The sequence below is a fragment of the Amycolatopsis sp. AA4 genome (genome assembly GCF_002796545.1).
GTDB lineage: Bacteria > Actinomycetota > Actinomycetes > Mycobacteriales > Pseudonocardiaceae > Amycolatopsis.
Window position 1 is genome coordinate 7,332,869 of sequence record NZ_CP024894.1, and the last position, 17,962, is coordinate 7,350,830.

General features: G+C 69.3%; 16 protein-coding genes and 1 riboswitch. Of the genes, 6 read left to right on the forward strand and 10 right to left on the reverse strand.

Annotated elements, in window-relative coordinates:
* The first annotated feature begins 31 nt into the window (after positions 1-31).
* A complete protein-coding gene (locus CU254_RS33770; RefSeq protein ID WP_100266959.1) occupies positions 32-904 on the forward strand; it encodes a TIGR03621 family F420-dependent LLM class oxidoreductase in 873 nt (290 codons plus the stop codon).
* Here CU254_RS33770 and CU254_RS33775 read toward each other — a convergent pair.
* The gene (locus CU254_RS33775; protein WP_009083425.1) at positions 840-1,517 is read right to left on the reverse strand and encodes a TetR/AcrR family transcriptional regulator; all 678 of its coding nucleotides are present in this window, start codon (positions 1,515-1,517) and stop codon (positions 840-842) included. The genes CU254_RS33770 and CU254_RS33775 overlap by 65 nt on opposite strands.
* 110 nt (positions 1,518-1,627) lie before the next feature.
* On the opposite strand from CU254_RS33775, the gene CU254_RS33780 reads away from it, so the two are divergent.
* Positions 1,628-2,473 carry a triacylglycerol lipase gene (locus tag CU254_RS33780; protein WP_037715671.1) on the forward strand — a complete coding sequence of 282 codons (846 nt, stop codon included), beginning with the start codon at positions 1,628-1,630 and terminating at the stop codon, positions 2,471-2,473.
* Positions 2,474-2,528: 55 nt separating this feature from the next.
* Here the strand turns inward: CU254_RS33780 and CU254_RS33785 are convergent, their stop codons facing one another.
* Both CU254_RS33785 and CU254_RS33790 read right to left on the reverse strand, forming a co-directional pair.
* Positions 2,529-3,173 carry an NAD(P)-dependent oxidoreductase gene (locus CU254_RS33785; protein ID WP_009083427.1) on the reverse strand — a complete coding sequence of 215 codons (645 nt, stop codon included), beginning with the start codon at positions 3,171-3,173 and terminating at the stop codon, positions 2,529-2,531.
* Between the two features lie 102 nt (positions 3,174-3,275).
* Positions 3,276-4,391, reverse strand: coding sequence for a hypothetical protein (locus CU254_RS33790; protein WP_037715675.1), 1,116 nt, complete (start codon positions 4,389-4,391; stop codon positions 3,276-3,278).
* Between the two features lie 325 nt (positions 4,392-4,716).
* Between CU254_RS33790 and CU254_RS33795 the strand changes: the two genes are divergently transcribed.
* From CU254_RS33795 to CU254_RS33805, 3 genes are all read left to right on the forward strand, one after another.
* Positions 4,717-5,316: a 50S ribosomal protein L25/general stress protein Ctc gene (locus tag CU254_RS33795; protein WP_037715678.1), complete on the forward strand. Its 600-nt coding sequence runs from the start codon at positions 4,717-4,719 to the stop codon at positions 5,314-5,316.
* Positions 5,317-5,326: 10 nt separating this feature from the next.
* Positions 5,327-5,920: an aminoacyl-tRNA hydrolase gene (pth, locus tag CU254_RS33800; RefSeq protein ID WP_009083430.1), complete on the forward strand. Its 594-nt coding sequence runs from the start codon at positions 5,327-5,329 to the stop codon at positions 5,918-5,920.
* 412 nt (positions 5,921-6,332) lie between these two features.
* Complete coding sequence (locus CU254_RS33805; protein WP_009083431.1) at positions 6,333-6,701, forward strand: DivIVA domain-containing protein; 369 nt, start codon at positions 6,333-6,335, stop codon at positions 6,699-6,701.
* Between the two features lie 209 nt (positions 6,702-6,910).
* On the opposite strand, the gene CU254_RS33810 is transcribed toward CU254_RS33805, so the two are convergent.
* The 3 genes from CU254_RS33810 to CU254_RS33820 all read right to left on the reverse strand — a co-directional run bounded on the left by CU254_RS33810 (position 6,911) and on the right by CU254_RS33820 (position 11,466).
* A complete protein-coding gene (locus CU254_RS33810; protein WP_037715680.1) occupies positions 6,911-8,599 on the reverse strand; it encodes a fatty acyl-AMP ligase in 1,689 nt (562 codons plus the stop codon).
* A gap of 91 nt (positions 8,600-8,690) precedes the next feature.
* A complete protein-coding gene (locus CU254_RS33815; RefSeq protein WP_009083435.1) occupies positions 8,691-10,460 on the reverse strand; it encodes an ABC-F family ATP-binding cassette domain-containing protein in 1,770 nt (589 codons plus the stop codon).
* 37 nt (positions 10,461-10,497) lie between these two features.
* The gene (locus CU254_RS33820) at positions 10,498-11,466 is read right to left on the reverse strand and encodes a 4-(cytidine 5'-diphospho)-2-C-methyl-D-erythritol kinase (protein WP_009083437.1); all 969 of its coding nucleotides are present in this window, start codon (positions 11,464-11,466) and stop codon (positions 10,498-10,500) included.
* Between the two features lie 243 nt (positions 11,467-11,709).
* On the opposite strand from CU254_RS33820, the gene CU254_RS33825 reads away from it, so the two are divergent.
* Entirely contained in the window at positions 11,710-11,985 is a 276-nt protein-coding gene (locus CU254_RS33825; protein ID WP_050788340.1) for a hypothetical protein, read from the forward strand.
* A gap of 109 nt (positions 11,986-12,094) precedes the next feature.
* Here CU254_RS33825 and CU254_RS33830 read toward each other — a convergent pair whose 3' ends face one another.
* The 4 genes from CU254_RS33830 to CU254_RS33845 form a co-directional block, all read right to left on the reverse strand.
* A complete protein-coding gene (locus CU254_RS33830) occupies positions 12,095-13,108 on the reverse strand; it encodes a methionine ABC transporter ATP-binding protein (protein ID WP_009083441.1) in 1,014 nt (337 codons plus the stop codon).
* Positions 13,109-13,324: 216 nt separating this feature from the next.
* A riboswitch (SAM riboswitch) is annotated at positions 13,325-13,415 on the reverse strand.
* Positions 13,416-13,983: 568 nt separating this feature from the next.
* Positions 13,984-14,826: a 16S rRNA (adenine(1518)-N(6)/adenine(1519)-N(6))-dimethyltransferase RsmA gene (gene rsmA, locus CU254_RS33835; protein WP_009083444.1), complete on the reverse strand. Its 843-nt coding sequence runs from the start codon at positions 14,824-14,826 to the stop codon at positions 13,984-13,986.
* A gap of 92 nt (positions 14,827-14,918) precedes the next feature.
* Positions 14,919-16,379, reverse strand: a complete 1,461-nt coding sequence (locus CU254_RS33840; RefSeq protein ID WP_199786056.1) for a resuscitation-promoting factor — start codon at positions 16,377-16,379, stop codon at positions 14,919-14,921.
* Positions 16,380-16,728: 349 nt separating this feature from the next.
* A complete protein-coding gene (locus CU254_RS33845; protein WP_037715683.1) occupies positions 16,729-17,553 on the reverse strand; it encodes a TatD family hydrolase in 825 nt (274 codons plus the stop codon).
* Between the last annotated feature and the right edge of the window lie 409 nt (positions 17,554-17,962).

Genomic DNA, 17,962 nt, shown 5'->3' on the forward strand with positions numbered 1-17,962 from the left:
TCACCCGTCCGGGACTGGCTAGCGTCACAGCATGGGGAAATTCGAATTCGGCGTCAGCCTGCGGCTCACGGCCAACGGCACGGAGTGGACCGAAAAATGCCGGCGGGCCGAGGAACTCGGCTACGACCATCTGACCGTTCCCGACCACCTCGGGCCGGGGCGGCTGTCGCCGTTTCCCGCGCTCACGGCCGCGGCGGCGGTGACCGAGCGGGTGCGCGTCGGCACTTTGGTGTCCAATGTGCCCTTCTACAACATCGCGCTCTTCGCCCGCGACGTCGCCACCACCAACAAACTCACCGGAGGCCGCTTCGAACTCGGCCTCGGCTCAGGCCACATGAAGCACGAGTTCGACGACGCCGGACTGCCGTGGCGCAAAGCCGCCGACCGCATCGCCTACCTCACCGAAGGTCTCGACGAACTGCGCACGCGCGTCGAGGACGAGGGCGGCATGCCAAAGCTCCTGATCGCGGGCAACAGCGACGGAGTGCTGAAGCTCGCGGCGGAACAGGCGGACATCGCCGGGTTCGCCGGGCTTCGCCAGGACCGCGGCCGTCCGCCGGGCACGTTCGTGCTCGACAACGACGTGGCGATGGACGAGCGCGTCGCGTATTTCCGTTCCCTGGCAGGGGATCGCGAGATCGACTACAACATGCTGATCCAGCGCGTCGTGGTCACCGACGACCGGCGCGAGGCCGCGGCGGAATGGCACGCCGAAACCGAGGAACGCAGCGCGGCGAACGTCGACGAACTCCTCAAAGCACCGCAACTTCTCTTCGGCACGGTGGACGAAATGGTGCAGCAGCTGATCGCGCACCGCGAACGCTACGGCTTCTCCTACTTCACCGTGTTCGAGGCGATGATGGAGACTTTCGCTCCGGTGGTGGCGGAACTGCGGGGCCGCTAGCGGCTGCCTGCACCTTCGCCACGGCGTCTCCGGCGATGAGCGTCAGCACCTTGCCAAGGAGACCGTCCGGCACAGCTTCGTCGTCGATGTCGGCTTCCACCGCCAAACCGTTGCTCAACGCGAGCAGCACGACGGCGAATTCCTCGGCAGGCAACGGAAGTTCGAGGTCCAACCCCTCGGCTAGCCGGTTCAACGCACGCGCGATCGTGTCGCGGACCTCCCGGCGGCGCCGGCGCAATGCGTCGCGCCGCCGGTCGTCCTGGTGCGCCATCGCGAAAAACTCGGCCAGCAGCCGGTGCCACACCGCGTCGGCGCGCATTTCGTACATCAGCACCGCGGCGACGTTCGCCAGCCCCGCGCCGCCGTCATCCGCCTCGGCGAAACTCGCCAGGCTGGCTTCGAGCCGGTGCGCGGCGTGCTCTTCCATCAACGCCAGCACCAGTTCGTCTTTCGACGCGAAACTCGAGTAGACCGCGCCCTTCGTCAACCCGGCCGCCGCGGCCACCTCGGTCAGTTTCGTCGCGGCGATGCCCTGTTCCCCGAACACGGCGAAGGCCGCGTCGAGGATGCGCCGCCGGGTCTCCGCCCGCGTCGGCCGCGTCCGGCCGGTCATCGGCTTCTCCCTCGTCCGGGGGTTGACACTGGCTCAGCCCGCTCAATACCTTCAGGTATCCAATACCTCCGGGTATCGACTGTCAAGGACGACAGGGAAGGACCGCTCCGATGAGGTTGCGCATCGTCCTGGCCGCCGCGGCATTGCTGACCGCCGCGTTCGCCGCCCCAGCCACCGCCGCCACGGCAGGCGGCGTCAACGATCCGGCGTGCCGGCCGAGCGCGGCGCATCCGCGTCCGGTGGTGTTCCTGCACGGACTCGGCGCGACGTCCTATGAGGACTTGAACTACCTGCAAGACCACGTCGCCGCCAAGGGATACTGCACCTTCAGCCGCACTTACGGCGCGTATCCGCAATTCCCGCTCGTCGGCGGACTTCGCCCGATCGCCGACTCCGCAACGGAAATCAAGCAGTTCGTCGGCGAGGTGCTGGCGGAAACCGGTGCGGCGCAAGTGGATCTGGTCGGCCACTCCGAGGGCGGATTCCAGACCCTGTACGTCACCAAGACGCAGGGCATCGCCGACCGCATCGGCTCGGTCGTCGCCATCGCGCCGCCCACGTACGGCACCACCTTCGCCGGACTGACGAAACTGGCCTATCTGCTGGGTGCGCGGGACCAAGTCGGCCAGGCGCTCACCGCGTTCGGCTGCCCGGCTTGCGACAACCTGATCACCGACGGCAGCGCGGTCCGAACGCTCACGAACGGACCCATCGCGCAGCCCGGCGTGCGCTACACAATGCTCACGTCGCGGTTCGACGAACTGGTCACGCCGACCGAAACGTCCTTCGTGCGCGAACCGGGCGTCACGAACGAATACGTCCAGGACACCTGCCCGTTCGACCCGGTCGGGCACATCGGCGAGGCCTACGACCTCAACGTCTGGAACCTGGTGACCAACGCGCTCGACCCGGCGCACCCCGAGAAATTCGTGTGCACCGCAGGATCTCCTGGCTGACGAGCACCCGACAACCCGGTGGTGCCGAACGAAACCGCACCACCGGGTCCGGTGCTCAGTACGCCAGCGTGAACCGGGCGCGCGAGTGCTTCGGCTCCTCGATCTCGTCCAGGAACGCGATCGCCAGGTCCGCGCCGCTGATGTGCGAGCGGCCGTCGGCGTCGCTGACCAGCACGTCGCCGCCGAGGCGGAACTTACCGGTGCGCTCGCCGGGGATCCAGGAACCGAACTCGGCCGCCGGGCTGACGTAGAACCAGTCGACGTCGTCCGGCAGCTCGCGCAGCGCCTCCAGGACGAGGACGTGGCTGCCCGCCTCCGGCTTGTACTCCTCCGGGAAGTCCGGGGTGTCGATCACGCGCGGCCCGTCCTCGCTGACGCGCAGCGAACCGGCGCCGCCGACGAACGCCAGCCGCGCGCCGTTCGCGCGGGCCGCTTCCACCAGCGCCGGCAAGGCGTCCACCAGACGGCGGCCCTGGTCGTCCGCGCGGCCCGGCGTCGCGATCACGAGCACGTCCGCGCCCTTGGTCACCGAAGCGACGAATTCCGCGTCGTGCATCGACCCCGACCGCGCTTCGACCTCCGCCGGCAAGCCCTCGGCCTTGCGCGCGACCCCGGTCACCGAGTGCCCGCGCCGCAGCGCCTCGTCGACGATCCGGCCGCCGGCGAATCCCGTCGCGCCGAATACCACCAGCTTGCTCATTTGCCGCTCCTTGAAAGAAAGCCCGTCTCGATGCCGCCGATGGTAGGGACGGATCTTCGGCTACTTCAACGGAAGCAACGCACCTGGAGGTGAGCGTGCAGGTCAGCCGCCGATCGCGGCGAAAGCGGCGGCCAGCTTGGCCTTCACCGCGTTCGCGTCGACCGGTGACCGCACCTCGGCGACCGCCGTCGGCTTCGCCAGCACCTGATAGCTCGCGGTGCGGTTGGGCAGGGTGAATTTGACCGAACAGGACATCGTGATGGTCGCGTCCGCGGCGGCGTCGCCTTCCGTGGCGCAGCTTTGCGAGCCGAGCGTGTCCGCGCTGATCTCCACCGAAAGCTTGATGTGCACATTCGGTTTCGAGCCGGGCTGATTGCCGACGACGCTGTTCGAAACGTCCACTGTGGTCTTGCAGGAACCGACGTAGTCCTGGCAGTCGAGTTTGTCGTTGAGCACCGTGACGCTCGCCTGCGCGAGCCCGTCGAACGGCTGCCCGATCGCGTCGACCGCGGCGTTGAAATCGTTGTGGAACTGCTTGATCTCGGCGTCGGCCAGCGGCCGGACGCGGAACGCCGCCCCCAGCTTCGGGCCGCCGCGCGGATCGAGCAGCGCCGGCGCGAACCCGGTGACCCGGTGCGGTTCGGCGGTGGTCACCTGCAGCGCGCCGCCGAGGTCGTACACCTCGGTGCCGTCCTCCAGCTTCTGCTTGCGCGGCGCGCCGGACCCGAGTCCGCCGAGCGCCTTGCGCAGTTCGGCGGCGAGCTTCGGCGGGGCCATCCGCGCGGCCGGATCGACCGGCAGTTCGCTGCCGACGGTGTGCACCCATCCGCCGCCGAACTGGGTGCTGTTCTCCTCCAGGCCGTGCGACTTCCAGTAGTCCGCGTCGGCCGCGAGGTACAACTGCCCGTCCGGTTCGGCGATCCGCACGGACTTGCCTTCGAGCGGCAGCGCGCCGAAGCCGTTGCCGTCGCGCGCGACGCGGTACGTCAGCGTCGCCGGATTGCCGGAGCCGTCCTTCAGCGTCGCGTCGTACTGCAGCGCCGGCGCTTGCTCCAGCGCCCGCAGCGCGGCATCGACCGCCGTTTGCTGCTGCGCACGCTCAGCAGCCAGTTGCCGGTCGGCATCGGACAGTCCCGCCGTGCCGGTCACCGCGACCTGGCAGCCCGCGAGAAGCCCACCAAGCAGCACCAGTGCTGTCGCAGTCCATCGAGCCCGCATGTCGGCCGCCCCTCTTTCCGCGGAAATCATGCCACCCCCGCGGGATCGGCGGGCGGGACGGGATTTGTGTCGTCACCCACCCGCCCGGGGGAGCCTGCTCAGACCCGGTGCACGCCGGGACGGACCGGCTGGTTTACACTTCTCGGGTTGTCTCGGCGAGGCGGGTGCGCCTGTAGGTGCCCGGCGTGATCGACGCGGCGGCTCGAGAAGCCCCGTGGTCTGCTCACGCCCGCAATCTCGCCGCCGTGCACAACCGCCCCCGAGCAGAGATCGACGATCCCGCCGCCCCCTGCCGCACGTCGTGTGATTGAAGGAGTGCTACACCGTGTCCGAGGTACGTCTTTCCGTCGAACCGCGCACCGAGTTCGGAAAGGGTGCCGCCCGCCGCACCCGTCGCGCCGGCAAAATCCCCGCGGTGCTCTACGGGCACGGCTCGGACCCGCGGCACTTCGCGCTGCCGGCCATCGAGTTCGCCCGCGTCGTCCGCGAGAACGGCACCAACGCCGTCATCACGCTCGACCTGGAGGGCTCCAGCGAGCTGGCGCTGACCAAGACCATCGTGGTCCACCCGCTCAAGAACTACATCGAGCACGTCGACCTGCTGGTCGTCAAGCGCGGCGAGAAGGTCACCGTCGACGTCCCGGTCGTCGTCACCGGCACCGCCGCCCCCAGCACCCTGGTCGCCCAGGACATCGACACCATCCAGGTCGAGGTCGAGGCGCTGCACATCCCCGAGCAGTTCGAGGTCTCCGTCGAGGGCATCGAGGCCGGCACCCAGATCACCGCGGGCCAGATCAGCCTGCCGGCGGGCGCCGAGCTGGTCACCGACCCGGAGGCGCTCGTCGTCGCCGTCAACGAGGCCCCGCGCGGCACCGCTGACGAGGACGCCGAAGCCGAGGAAGCCGCCGCCGAGGCGGCCGAATAAACTCGCTTTCGTGAGTGAAGACCTGCCCGGGGCCGGCGAGCTGATTCTGCTCGCCGGCCTTGGCAATCCCGGGCCCCAGTACGCCGGGAACCGGCACAACGTCGGGTTCATGGTGCTGGACGAGCTGGCCGGCCGGATCGGCGGGAAGTTCAAGGCCCACCGCAGCGGGGCCGAGGTGCTCGAGGGCAGGCTGGCCGGTGCCCGCGTGGTGCTGGTGAAACCGAGGTCGTTCATGAACCTCTCCGGCGGCCCGGTCGTCGGCGCGGCCCGGTTCTTCAAGGTGCCGCCGTCCGGCGTCGTGGTGGTGCACGACGAGCTGGACGTCGATTTCGGCGCGCTGAAGCTCAAGCTCGGCGGCGGCGACAACGGACACAACGGACTGCGGTCCATCACCAAATCGCTCGGCACGCGGGACTACTACCGCGTGCGGTTCGGCATCGGGCGGCCGCCGGGCAGGCAGGATCCGGCGGATTTCGTGCTGAAGGACTTCTCGACGGTCGAGCGCAAGGAGCTCCCGTTCGAGATCGACCGGTGCGCGGACGCCACCGAGGCGTTGATTTCGCGGGGTCTGGCCGCGGCGCAGAACGCGTTCCACGCCGCCTGAGCGCTTTGCCCGATCCGCCCCAATGTGGCATTGGGTGCGCTCAACGCACCGAACGCCACATTGGGTGCATCTGACGCACCCAATGCCACATTGGGGGGTTCCCAGCAGCCGTCGCGCATGGTGGCGTGGCTGAAGGTCTGTGAGGGGCTCCTTGAGGGAATCTGATTCCCTCAAGGAGCCCCTCACGGACGTTCGTGCCGTGGATCGCCGGGGAGCACAAAGCGGCTCCGTTCCGGTTGTGCGTGTGGGTGAGCCGCGGTGGCGGTGCGTGATGGAATTCTCACTCGATGGGCGTCTTCTGCGACCCTGATCGAGTCGTCCGGGCGGGTGCGGGCTTCCCGGGGTGGCCGGGACCGGTTAGGACGGACGGCAGGAGTTCGCACCACCCCGACCCTGAATCGGAGAATGATCCATGCCGTTCACCGCCGAGGATCTCGCTGAGGTCGCTTTCGGTAACGCCCCGATCGGCCGCCGCGGCTACGCCAAGCAGGAGGTCGACGACTTCGTGCGGCGGATCGCCAAGACGCTCGCCGACGAGGACGATCTCACCGCGGCCGAGGTCCACCACGTGCTGTTCTCCAAGCCGTTGATCGGCAAGCGCGGATACGACGAGCGCGAGGTCGACGAGTTTCTCGACGAGGTGGAGACGCAGCTGGCCGAGAGGTCCGGAAGGAGGGCTCCGGTGATTCCGGGGAGCCGGGACCATACGGAGGCCACTGCGGGGCGGGCTGCTTGGCCAGTGGTCGCTGAGGCGCCGGTGGAGAGGTTGCCGGGGAGGTGAGCGCGGGCCTTCGCTGACTGCTCGTGCTTCGCACATCGCGTTCTAGTGGTTGCGTGGGCACCCCGAAGCTGGATCGTGACGACGGTCTGGGGGTGCTTGTCAAGGCGGGAAAGATGCCTTGACGAGCACCCCCAGACCGCGTTTTTGGCTTCGTATCGGGGTGCAGGGCCGGGTCTGGGTGCCTGGCTGGTTGAGTGCAGCGGTGCCGGTTAGGCGTCCGCGTTTTTCGCGATTTTGTCTGCGTACTGGACTGCGGTCGCGGCGCGCTTCACCTTGCCGGACGGGGTCTTGGGCAGGCTTCCTGCCGGAAGCACCACCACTGCGAAGGGGCGCATGTCTACCGCGTCTCGGACCCGGGCGGCGATTTCCTTCGCCAGGCGGTTTTCCTCGGTGGCGTCACCGGCCAGTTTGGACTCCACGACCACCGCGAAGCGTTCGCGGCGGCTGCCTGCGTCCAGGCGGACCGCGACGGCGTTGCCTGCCCGTACTCCCTCGACCGAGCCCGCGGCGCGTTCGATGTCGGTCGGGTACAGGTTGCGGCCGCCCATGATGATGACGTCCTTGCGACGGCCGCAGATCACGATCTGGCCGTCGACCAGGTAGCCCAGGTCGCCGGTCTTCATCCAGCCGTCCGCGTCCTGGGTGTCCAGCGGGCCGTTGACGGTCAGGTAACCGGGGGTCACGGCCTCGCCGCGCAGGCGGATCTCGCCGACCTGGCGTTCGCCCAATACCGCACCGGATTCGTCGACGATGTCCGATTCCAACCCGTCCAGCGGGCGGCCGAGCAGGGCGAACGAGCGCACCTCGTCCGTGCCGCGGCGGGGGTCGCCTTCGGGCACCGGCACCGCGCGGTTGTCCGCTTCGAGCGCGTCGGCCTCGACGACGTCCAGCGTGAGACCGGTGAACAGCGGCGCGAACGAGACCGCCAGCGTCGCCTCTGCCATGCCGTAGGCGGGGAACACGCACTCGGGCGGCATCTTGAACCGCTTCCCGGCGTCCACGAAGGTCGCGACGGCCGTTTCGTCGATCGGCTCCGCGCCGTTGAGCGCGATGCGCAGCTTCGACAGGTCGTAGGCGTTGTCGTCCTCGACCCGGGCCATGCGCTTGCCGACGATGGCGTACGCGAAGTTCGGCGCGGCCGTCGTGGTGCCGCCGTACTTGCTGATCAGCTCCGGCCAGATCAGCGGACCGGTCAGGAACTCGACCGGCGTGATCTTGACCAGTTCGACGCCGAACGTCATCGGCACGGTCAGGAAGCCGACCATGCCCATGTCGTGGAAGGTCGGCAGCCACGACACCATCACGTCGGTGTCGAACTCGAACTCGGCGCGGTCGACCATCGCCTTGACGTTGGTGTACAGGTTGCCGTAGGTGATCCGGACGGCCTTCGGCTCCGCGGTCGATCCGCTGGTCAGCTGCAGCAGGGCGGTGTCGCCCTCGTCCGTCTTCACGATCTCGGCCAGCGGTTCCGCGTCCGCCAGCTCGGAGATCAGCCGGTAGCCGATGCCCTTGCCCTCGAGCACCGGGGCGAGCTGGTCGAACGGTTCGCCGAGCACGACCAGCTCGGCCCCGATCATCTCGAGCACCTTCACCGTGTCCTCGGCCCATTCGGCGAGGTCCGTGCGCGGCGTCGGCTGGTGCAGCATCGTCACGCTGCCGCCGGTGAGCCACACCGCCTGCACGGTCGGGGCGATCAGCACCGGCGCGGCGGCCAGCACCGCCACCGCGCTCCCCGGCTTCAAACCGCCGCTGACCAGCCCGCCCGCGATCCGGCGCGCTTCCTCGTGCACCTGCGCCCAGGTCCGGCGCACCGGCTCCTTGGGCTCGCCGGTCACCATGCCGCGCCGTTGCCCCCGGTCCGTCGCGTTCCCGACGAGTGTGTCCACAAACCGACTCATGTGCGTCAGATTACTGTCCGGTTTCCCGGGGCCTGCCCGCGGCGGCGCGAACAGCGGATGTCCGGACGCGGACAGCTGGCGGACGCACCCGTCACTCGGCGAGTTCGGACGTCTCCAGCCAGCGCGCCTCGACGTCGTCCTTCTCCGCCAGCACGGCCTTCAGCTCGGTGTTCAGCTCGATCAGCTTCTCCGGGTCGGTGGCCGCCTCCGCCAGCGCCGCGTGCAGTTTGTCCTCCCGCTTCGCGAGCTGGTCCAGCTTCCGCTCCAACCTGCCCAATTCCTTTTGCGCCGCACGGGTTTCCGCCGCACTCCGCTTGGCCTCGGTCTTCTCCGCCGCCGGTGCCTCGCGACGCGGCGCGGCCTCCTTCGCGCGGGCGCGGCGCTGCAGGTACTCCTCGATGCCGCCCGGCAGGTGGGTGACCTTGCCGTCGCCGAGGAGCGCATACGTGGCGTCGCAGACGCGCTCGACCAGGTACCGGTCGTGCGAGACCACCACCATCGTCCCCGGCCAGCCGTCGAGCAGGTCTTCGAGCTGCTGCAGGGTGTCGATGTCCAGGTCGTTCGTCGGCTCGTCCAGAAGCAGCACGTTCGGCTCAGCCATCAGCAACCGGCACAGCTGCAGCCGGCGCCGTTCCCCGCCGGACAGGTCGCCGACCGGCGTCCACTGCCGGGCCGCGGGGAAGCCGAGCTTCTCGCCGAGCTGCGACGCGGTCATCTCCTGCTTGCCGAACACGACGCGGCCGGAGACGTGCTCGATCGCTTGCAGCACGCGAAGATCGGCGGGCAGGTCGTCCAGTTCCTGACGCAGGTGCGCGAGCGCGACCGTCTTGCCTTGCACGCGCCGTCCGGTCGGCGATTCGACGTCGCCGCCCAGCAGTTTCAGCAACGTGGTCTTGCCGGAGCCGTTCACGCCGACGAGACCGATCCGGTCGCCCGGGCCGATCCGCCACGTGACGTGGTCGAGCAGCGTCCGGTCGCCGACCGCGAGCGAAACGTCTTCCAGCTCCAGCACCGTTTTGCCGAGCCGCCGCTTCGCGAACGCCATCAGCTCGACGGAATCGCGCGGCGGCGGCACGTCGGCGATCAGCGCCTCGGCGGCCTCGACGCGGTAGCGCGGCTTCGAGGAACGCGCCTGCGGACCGCGCCGCAGCCACGCCAATTCCTTGCGCGCCAGGTTCTGCCGCTTCTCCTCCGCGGTCGCGGCGAGCCGGGCGCGTTCGGCGCGCGCGAAAATCCAGTCGGCGTAACCGCCTTCGTACTGCTCGACCCGGCCGTTCGCGACCTCCCAGGTGAGGCTCGCGACGGTGTCGAGGAACCACCGGTCGTGCGTCACGACCACGACCGCGATCCGGCGGCCCAGCAGGTGATCGGCGAGCCAGCGAACGCCTTCGACGTCAAGGTGGTTGGTGGGCTCGTCGAGCACCACGAGGTCCAGTTCGCCGGTCAGCGCGGCGGCCAGCGCGACGCGCCGGCGTTCGCCGCCGGACAGGTTCGCGGTCGGGGTGTCGAGGCCGATCGCGGTGATGCCGAGACCGTCCACAATAGACCGGACGCGCGCGTCGGCGGCCCATTCGTGCTCGGCTCCGTAGCGCTGCAGCACCACGTCGCCGACCGTGCTGCCCGCGGGCAGTTCGGTGCGCTGGGTGACGACGGCCATCCGCAGGTCGCGCACCTGGCTCACCCGGCCGGAATCCGGCTCGCTCAGTCCGGAAAGGACTTCGAGCAGCGTCGTCTTGCCGCCGCCGTTGAGCCCGACGACCCCGATGCGCTGCCCCTCGGCGACGCCGAGGGAAACGTTGTCCAGCAACGGCTTCACACCGTAGGACTTGCTCACCGATTCCAGGTTGACCAGGTTGGCCATCCGGATCCTTTCCACTGTGGACTATTGAGGCAAAGTTTCAGGCGTGCACGCGCGGCGGCGCGTTGCGCGGCGCGTCGTCGCCGCCGACCACCCGGGCGCCGGGCACCGGGCCGTGCGCGACCCGCACCGTCCGGCACACTCCCGCGCCGGACAGCTCCGCGGCCACCTCGACCGCGGTTTCCGCGTCGGAGCACAGGAACGCGCACGTCGGCCCCGAGCCGGACACGCATCCGGCCAGCGCGCCGGCGTTCACCCCGGCGCGCAGCGTGCGGCGCAGACCGGGCCGCAGCGACACCGCGGCCGCCTGCAAGTCATTGCCGAGCAACAGGGCGAGTTGGCGAGGATCTCCCGACGCCAGCGCCTCCACGACCGGCGTGTGCGACCCGATCCGCGGCGGTTTGCCATCGGCGCGCAACCGGTCGAGTTCGCCGAACACCTTCGGCGTGGACAAGCCTTCCTCGTCGAAGGCCAGCACCCAATGGAACGTGTGCCGCCCGAGCACTGGCACGAGCTGCTCGCCGCGCCCGGTGCCGAGCGCGGTGCCGCCGTACAGCGCGAAGGGCACGTCGCTGCCCAGACGGCCGGCGATGGTGGCCAGCTCGTCGCGGGTGACGTCGAGCTTCCACAGCGACGAGAGCCCGACGAGCGCCGCCGCCGCGTCCGCGCTCCCGCCCGCCATGCCGCCGGCCACCGGAATGCCCTTGCGCAGCACGATTCGCACCTTCGGCGCATCCGCGTCCGGCCGTCCGGCGTAGGCGGCCAGCTCGCGCGCCGCGCGCCAGGCGAGGTTGGCGCCGTCGGTGGGCACCGTGCGCTCCCCCTCGCCGTAGACCTCGAGCCCGGGTTCGTCGGCGGCCGCGACGGTCACCTCGTCGGTGAGCGAAAGCGCCTGGAAGACGGTGACCAGCTCGTGGAACCCGTCCGCCCGCAGGTCGCCGACGGCCAGGTGCAGGTTGACCTTGGCCGGGACCCGGACGGTGACTGGTGGTGGAACGACGGCGAGCACCCGTCCAGCCTACGTGGCTGCCGCGCGCCAGGTCCCGCCAGGAGAAAACGTCGGCACGGAAGTTCCCCCAGTCGTCGTCCCGAGGTGGCCAGGCGGGCTAATGTGGAACTACTTGGTAACTGGACGCGTACCGGCAGTCAACCTCCGGATTCGCCGACGGGAGAAGGACAAACCCGATCTGCTCCTGGTCACCGCCGAGCAGGCAGCGGCCGGGTTTCGGCCACCGGCACGATCCTGGCGGAGTTGACGCGCGGCAGTGCCGCGACGGTCGCGCTCGCCGCCGAGGCGCTGCCCGCCGCGTTCCCGTGGGCGCGGTATCTGTCGAAGGAAGAGCTGCACGCGTTCGTCGGCGAATTGGTCGAGACCTCGGAGCGGGCCGAATCGCTCGGCAATCCGGTGCCCTTCGCCGCCCTCGTGGCGAAGTGGAAGCAGACCGCCGAGGCGCACGCGGATCCGGAGCTAGCGGAGATTCTTCGCCGGAACGACCACAATGGACAACCTTCAGGACAGCTGTCCTAGAACTTCGCCCAGGTGTCCTGATTCCCGGGGCGAGGTGTCCCGCGGACGCGGCGAGGGCCGCCCCGCCGAAAGGGGACGGCCCTCGAAAACCGCTTGGGCAAAGGGAAACTCAGGCGGCGACGACGCTCTGCGGACCGCGGGCCGGCTGGCTCACGTGCGCGCCCCGGTCGGAGATCCAGGACAGCGCGGCGTCGGCCCGCTCGCCGCGGACGCCGAGGCGGAACCGGGCGATCGGGGTGTCCCCGATGCGGGTGAGACCGCCGCCGATGGTGGCGAGCTCCACGTCAAAGCGGCTGGCCGCCTCGGGCAGCAGGGCGCCCACCGACGCGAAACCGATCAGGACGACGTCGACCGCGCGGTCGTACTTCGCGGACTGGGCGCGCGAGGTCTCGATCGACGGCAGCACCGCCTGCGCGGTCCAGCTGTCCGGCGTCGAGATCAGGTCGAGCACCGTGCCGCGTTCGACGATCGCACCGTTGTCGAGCACCGCGACGTCGTCGCAGACCCGGCGGACGACGTCCGCGTCCGGCGTGGTGACGACGACCGTCACACCCAGCTCGGCCCGCGCCCGGTCGAGCACGGCGAGCACCGCGCCGGCGTCCTCGGCCGCGATCCCGGCGGTCGGGTCGTCGGCGAGCAGCACCGCCGGTCCGGCGGCGAGCGCCTTCGCGACCGCGACCCGGCGGAGCTGGCCTTCGGTGAGTTCTTCGGGCTTCTGCGCGGCGCGCGGGGTGAGGCCGACGAGGTCGAGCAGCGAACCGACCCGGCTGCGCCGCTGCGGGCCGTCGACGCCGAGCTGCTCCAGCGGGCTGGCGATGTTGCCGGCGATGGTGCGCTCGGCGATCAGCTCGGGCTTGGTCCCGACGACACCCAGCTGGCGGCGGATCTCCCGCAGCCGCTTGCCGTCGAGCGTCGCGGTGTTGAGGCCGTCGAGGCGCACGACGCCGCGGTCGGGACGCTCCTGCAGCGCGATGCAGCGGGCGAGGGTCGACTTGCCGGAACCGGACGGACCCACGATCCCGAACAGGGAACCGGCTTGCACGTCAACACTCACGTCGCGCAGCGCGGCGACACGATTTCCGTGGAAGGGAAAGGACTTGGACACGTTTTCGACAGTGATCACGAAAGGGCTCCAGGCAAACGAGGCGCAGCGCCGTTTCCGGGCGCGCCAGGCGTCATCGAATTACCGTCCACTGTGGACGGCGCAAGAAAACTGCGGAAAAAACGATCAGGCGATGACCATGGAGCGTCGACACGCACATACCGAGCGGCGACCTTCGTCGACTACGCGCCGGCGGGTCAGCAGGAGCGGGCGGGTGACCCTCTTCATCGAAAACAGCCTCCATCGGTCCTGGCGGTAGCACCTGCCCTGCGGAGGGTGGTTGCTGCGACTTCGGCGAGCCAGGTCTCTCAGTCGCTCGGGATGGACGCTTTCGAGTAAAGCCGATCCCATTGGCTGAACGCAAGCGCGTTGGTGCAGATCACACGTCTGGTGGTGCCCGCATGCCGGGACCCGGCGTCCAGGACCCGGAAACCCGGAAGCTCGGTCGCCGAACAGTGCCTCGACCTGCGAAACGCGCGCGGCGGAGCCCGGCGGCGAACAAGTTCGTTCCACTGTGGACGATCAAGGAGCTTTGTGGAACAAGAGTTTTCTCGTTGTCAAGTGGGGGTCGCTCGCGGGCCGCGTGGCCCGGACAATCGGGTTCGCAGCGGGGCCGAGATAGGTCAGGGAAGCGAAGCACCTTCGGGCGGGGCCGCTGAACAATGCGGGGTGTGGAGCAAGCAAGCTCCCCCGAATGCCGAGCCGCTCGTCACAGGTGGCGGGCGGTTTCCGGGGTCCAGGCACGATCACCGAGCGTAGCTCTACGACGACGAATGACCCACAATCAGCGACGACCCAAGATCACCGGACAACGCAGCGAAACTAATGGGCTCCATCCGGAATACCCGTGGTGGCACCGCCGTTGGACGTCGCAAGGCGCACACCGTGGGAGGGGGTCACTTTGCGGCAGCCGCGATCCGCGCGAACGCGTGCACGTCCAGCTGCTCCCCGCGCGTCTTCGGATCGATCCCCGCCTCGGCGAGCAGCTCGCCGGCCCGCTCGGCGGAACCCGCCCATCCGGCCAGCGCGGCCCGCAAAGTCTTGCGCCGCTGCGAGAACGCAGCGTCGACCACCGCGAACAACCGCGCGCGATCCACTCCGGCGACCGGGTCGGTCCGGGTGAACGAGACCAGCGCGGAATCGACGTTCGGCACCGGCCAGAACACCGCGCGCGGCACGGCGGCGACCTTGCGCGCCGGGCCGTACCAAGCGAGTTTCACGCTCGGCACGCCGTAAGTCCGGCTGCCCGGTCCGGCGGCCATCCGGTCGGCGACCTCGGTCTGGACCATGACCAGCCCGCTGCGCAGCGACGGCAGCTCGGCCAGCAGGTGCAGCACCACCGGCACCGCGACGTTGTACGGCAGGTTCGCCACGATCGACACCGGCTCGGCCGGGAGGTCGGCCGCCCGCACCCGCAGCGCGTCCGCGCCGACGACGGTCAGCCGGTCCGCTGCCTCGGGCGCGCGCTCGGCGACCGTGCGCGGCAGGCGGGCGGCCAGCACCGGGTCGATCTCCACGGCGACGACCTGAGCGCCCGCGGCGAGCAGGCCGAGCGTCAGCGACCCGAGACCGGGCCCGACCTCCAGCACGACGTCCCCCGGCCGCACGCCGCCGAGTTCGACGATGCGGCGGACCGTGTTGGGGTCGTGCACGAAGTTCTGCCCGAGCTTCTTCGTGGGCCGGACGTCGAGTTCGTCGGCCAGCCCGCGGATTTCGGCGGGCCCCAGCAGTTCCACCACCGGACGAGCCTACCCAGCGCTGCCGGGGCGGACGAAAACAGGCGGCCGGGAGCACGAGGCTCCCGGCCGCCCGCCGGTAGATCAGGGAGTGCTCAGGCCTTGTAGCCGCAGCCCCAGGCGCTGTAGCCGCCGCGCGCGTCGCGCACCTTCTCGGCGATCGCGATCTGCTGCTCGCGGGTGGCCTTGTCGGCCGTCGGGGCGTACTGCTGGCCGCCGTAGGCGTTCCAGGTCTGGCGGTCGAACTGGAGGCCGCCGTAGTAGCCGTTGCCGGTGTTGATCGACCAGTTGCCGCCCGATTCGCACTGCGCGATGCGGTCCCACGCGCCAGTGTCGCCGATGGCCGGGGCCGGCGGCTTCTTGGTGCCGACCTTGATGATCTTGGACTTGGCCTCGACGAGGACCTTCTCCGAGACCTGCTCGCGAGCGATCTCCTCGCCGTTCTTCTTCGTGACCTTGTAGGTCACCAGCTTCTTGCCCGGCGTGCCCGGGTCCTCGACGCTCTGCTGGCCCTGCAGCTGCGTCGGGTCGTCGACCTTCTGCACGTCGGGGTCGATGGTCTCTTCCTGGTTGACCATCGACACGCCCATGCGGCTGACGTGGACCTCGGCGCCGTTCTTGAGGCTGACGTCGAGTCCGCCCTCGATCGCGTCGTCCGGGCCGAGGTTCAGCTTCAGGTCGGAGACGAGCTCCTTGGTGGTCACCGCGTTGGTGTCCACCTGGCGGGGCGCGTTGGTGCCGTCGAAAAGCGTGATGTGCTTGAGGGTCTTGACCTGGACGGTCGAGCCCTCGAGCGGCAGTTCGCCGGACGACGGCATCGACGTCCACGCGCCCTGGGAAAGCATGCTGCCCATGCCGAGCTGGTTCATGGCCTCGCCGAGCGTGGTCGCGCGGACCCAGGAGGGCCGGGACACGCCGTCGACGACGAGGTTGAGCTGACGGCCGCGCTCGAGCTTGATGACGCCGCCGTCGCCGACCGCCGCCTGCGGGGAGGGCGAAAGCGCGTCGTGCTCGCCGACGGACAGGCCCGCGTCCTTGAGGACGTCGCCGACGGTGCCGCCGAAGCTGTGCACGGTCTGCTGGTGGCCGTCGACGTCGACGGTGATGCTCTTGTTCATCGCGAGCGCCGCCGCGCCGCCACCGCCGACGGTGACCAGCAGCGAGAGCACGGCGCCCTTGAGGAAGCGGCGCTTCCAGGTCTTGGTCGCCTCGCGCAGCCCTTCCTCGACCGCGGCCTTCTTGGCCTGCGGCGAGGCGGTGCGGTCCTGCTCGAACTCGTCCGGAAGGACGAGCGGCGGAAGCATCGTGGTCTCCGCGTTGATGAGCCGGATCAGCTCGTCCACGTCGACGTCGATCTCCGACATCAACAGGTCGGCGTCCGGGCCGAGCGCGGCGAGCACGTCCTGCTCGGTCACGCGGAGTTCGTCGGAGAAGTCCAGCTGCCCGTAGGCGGTGTCCTCGAGCTCGCGGTCGAGCACGGCCACCGAGGACTCGGAGGAGGAAAAATACGCCGAACCCGCGTCAAGACGCGAGTCATCCTGCCGACTACCAGTCACCGGGTCGTTCCCTTTCCCAAGACACCGCGCGTGTTTCGCGCGTCGTCCTTCGTTCGCGACGCACCCTCGGGCGCGCCTCTCAAGTCCGACACCCCCAGCCAGCGCCATCGTCACGGTTCCAGGTCGTACCAACCCCGGTTCCGCTTCCCCGACGTGCACTGACGTGACTGGTGGGCGTATCAGCCGGCTTCGCTGTGCGATACCGACCGGCACGATCACGGGACAGTAACGGGTGTCGGCAGGTTGCGCAAACACCCCCCGGAGTGTCGTGACTTGCGTCACTCATCAGGTGGACGAATGCAAGATCTCGAATGTCGCAATCCGTGCAACCCGTTGTGACAGTGCGGAATCATGAAGGCAGCTGGTATGCGCGTTCGGCAGTGGTCCGGACCGCTTCGGCCACCTCGTGGACCGCTTCGCCGCGCAGCTGAGCAAGGAAGCGGACGGTGTAAGCGGTGCAGAACGGCTCGTTCGGCCGCCCACGGTAGGGATGAGGCGTCAGAAAGGGCGCGTCAGTCTCGGCGAGAAACTGCCCGCGCGGCACCATGCGCGCGGCCTCGTGCAGCCCGCGCGCGTTCTTAAAGGTGACCGTGCCGGCGAAGGACAGGATGTAGCCCTTGTCGATACAGCGACGCGCGATGTGCTCGTCGCCAGAGAAGCAGTGGAAGACGACCGTCTCGGGCGCACCTTCCTCATCGAGGATGCGAAGCACGTCTTCGTGCGCGTCGCGGTCGTGAATCATCAGCGCCTTGCCAAGCCGCTTCGCAAGATCGATGTGCCACCGAAACGCGGCTTGCTGCGCATCGTGCGGCGAGTAGTCCCAGTAGTAATCGAGCCCCGTCTCGCCAACCGCGACCACGCGCTCCCCTCGCGCCAGACGCTCCACTTCGGACTGTTCAGCGGCTCCGAATTCCTTGGTACGAGTAGGATGAATAGCCACCGCGCCAAACACCCGCGAGTCCCACGTGGACGCTTCAGCCGCCCACCGAGCAGCCGCGAGATCGTCCGCGACAGTAACAACGCGAGCAACCCCAGCCCGCTCGGCACGATCAACCATCTCGGCAACATCAGCCGCAGTCTGCGCACCACACGCGTCGAGATGAGTGTGCGCGTCAACCACCGTCACCGGCAGCCGATCGGGAATCGGGGGAAGTTCGCGCTTCTCGTCACCCATGCTCCCCAAGCTACTGCGCCCCACCCCGCAGATGCCGTGAGGGGAACCCTCACAGACTCAGAGTCCCTCAGGGTTCCCCTCACGACACACGCCCCGCCACCCAGGCGCGCCCCAACGCCACATTGGGTGCGTCGCATGCACCCAACGCCACATTGGGGCGCTAACAGCACGCCGCGAACCCCAAGCCCCACGCACCCAAGCCGCGAAAAACCGCCGCCGATGCACCCAAACACCGGGGGCACCCACCCCTCCCCCAACCCCGATACAAAGCCGCCCTGCGGTTCGGGGGTGCTTGTCAAGGCATCTTTCCCGCCTTGACAAGCACCCCCGAACCGTCAGCACAATCAAAAATCGGGGTGCCCCACGCAACCAGGAGAGGCGCAATGTCGCCCGCCAGGGCGACGAGCCG